The sequence below is a fragment of the Microbacterium sp. CCH5-D1 genome (assembly GCF_001557335.1).
In the GTDB taxonomy this organism is placed as follows: domain Bacteria; phylum Actinomycetota; class Actinomycetes; order Actinomycetales; family Microbacteriaceae; genus Microbacterium; species Microbacterium oxydans.
Genome location: NZ_LSJW01000208.1, coordinates 1 through 276 on the forward strand (window position 1 = coordinate 1; position 276 = coordinate 276).

1 protein-coding gene is annotated in these 276 nt (G+C 69.2%); it reads right to left on the reverse strand.

The genetic code is table 11. The features are described 5' to 3' along the window. Positions 1-149 precede the first annotated feature (149 nt). Positions 150-276: SDR family oxidoreductase (locus AX744_RS20020; RefSeq protein WP_157543602.1), on the reverse strand; the 127-nt coding region annotated here is incomplete at its 5' end.

A 276-nucleotide genomic window follows, 5' to 3' on the forward strand; every position in this document is an offset into this window, starting at 1 on the left:
GCCTCGCGCAGCGCCTGCGCCTCGGTCTCGACCTGGTCGGTGCCGAGGATCTCCTGCAGTCGGGTGACGATCTCCTCACGTGAGAGAGCGGATCGTGAAGTGACCATGGGGAAGGTGTCCTGTTCGTTGAGGGTGTGGGGGCGCCGCGGTCAGCGCACCAGGTAACCGCCGTCGACGGACAGCACGTGCCCGTTGACGAAGTCGGAGGCGGGGCTCGCGAGGAAGACGGTCGCGCCCATGAGATCGGCGACGTCCCCCCACCTCCCCGCCGGCGTG